Consider the following 1768-nt stretch of genomic DNA (forward strand, 5'->3'; position numbering starts at 1 on the left):
GACGAAGGAAACGATCGATACAGAGATCGCCAAACTGCTCGGCGGCTATGGTTCGGAATTTGAAATCCGTTTTGCCTGAACACTTAGCAGCTAGTTCGGGATTGCGCACTTTCTGAAAGTACAGCATGTGCGGCGAAGGACCTGCCCAGTCGAAGTGACGCGACACCTCTTCCTCCAGGCATATCGGCGCTACGGGACGGAACCCTTCGCGCTTCTTGATGCGGTTCAGGCGATCGCATGTCGATCGCGCGAACGGCGCGGCGAGAATCGAGCGGTTGCCGAGCGCGCGCGGGCCGGGCTCGCACCGTCCCTGGGTCCACGCGACGATGTTGTCCTGTGCGAGATAGTCGGCGACGTGCCCCAGATCCAGCGAATAGGTATCGACGTCCGACATGTCCGGCTGATCATCAATGAACGCTCGGTCGCTATAGACGGACCACTCAAGCTTCGCGCGACCCGTGAACTCCCGCATCGCGTCGATGGCGGTCCCAATTGCGGAGCCAGTATCGTTCGTGCACGGCGGTACAAATACGTCCTCGAACAGACCGCTGTTGCGCCACATCGTGTTCCAGTCACAGTTCAGCCCGCATCCTCCGGAAATCAACAGCGGATAGCCTTTCGTCAGATGTGCTTTTGCGTACAGATAGAAGCGGTTGAAGATCTCATCAGAGTAACGCTTCGCGAGCCGGGTGAAATCAGGATGCTGCAAGCCGATGTTGTAATACTTCGATTCGCGGAGATCGTCCTTCGACAGCGTCGCAAGGATGCTGTCGCGCTCCAGCAGAAAATCGGTGATCTCGCGCTCGTCGGGCGCCATTTCGCCAGATTTCCCGTACGCGCACAGCGCCATCAGTTTGCCCGGATCCTCGTTGCGCAGCTTGCCCTTCGGCAACGTGAACGTAGGGTCCGCGAGCGCGTACAGAAAGGCGTACTTGCCACCCGGCGTGATCATCACGCGGCCGGCATGATGCACGTCCAGTTTTTCGTCGACCAGATAGAAGTCGCCGAGCGCGCCTTCCCACGCGAGTACATAGCACGGCTTGCCCTGCTCGAAAGGCGACAGGCCATACCCGCACCAGATGTGCGAGCGTTCATGGCTGCTGCTGAAATAGTTTACGTTCGCACCGAACATCGTCGTGCGGTGATGTTGGACCGCCCCGCTTCCATGTCCGTAGTAGCCGGCGCCGATGGGCGCGTTCGCGGCCATCGCCCCCTTGCCCCAACCGCTCACGGCAAATACGTCCGGCATCGCGCCAAGCTGCTCCGCAGCAAACACGAACTGCGACGGATTGAACACCTCGTAGCGCCGAAAACTGTCCTTTTCCGGTTCGAACGACCATTCGAGCTTGCCGCTCGCAGCATCGACCAGCGCGATGGCCCCATCATGGCCTGGCTTCATAGCAAAAATCTTCACGGGACTCCTGTCCTTGTTGACATGGGGCGCTCACTGTCCCCGGATGAAATGAGCATCGCGGCGCCCCGTCGGTCGCGGAGGCGCCTTGCCAGCCTGCTCTGAGCGGCCAGCGAAGCGGATAGATCGAACTCTCCTGCTTCTTCTTTCTCTCCCGGAACAGCCTTCGGAACAACGCGGCAATGATCGCGAGCGGGCCAGCTGGCAAGTCGTTAAAGCACCTTGTTGGCAATCAAGCGCGCTACTTCGTCGTAGGCTACTGGTTGCAGGTTTTGATGTGATCGGTCATGTTGGGCTTTCGCGATGTCGTCAGGATTGCAAACGGTTGAGACGAGACTGAATTGAAGACCGGATTGA

At 59.0% G+C, this 1768-nt stretch carries 1 protein-coding gene; it reads right to left on the reverse strand.

Annotated elements, in window-relative coordinates; genetic code table 11:
• The coding region (locus tag EVC45_RS44405) for a carbamoyltransferase C-terminal domain-containing protein (RefSeq protein ID WP_248295535.1) at positions 1-1399 on the reverse strand (1399 nt) is incomplete at its 3' end.
• Positions 1400-1768 lie beyond the last annotated feature (369 nt).

Origin of the sequence: Paraburkholderia sp. UYCP14C, from assembly GCF_004197395.1 — a bacterium.
GTDB lineage: Bacteria > Pseudomonadota > Gammaproteobacteria > Burkholderiales > Burkholderiaceae > Paraburkholderia.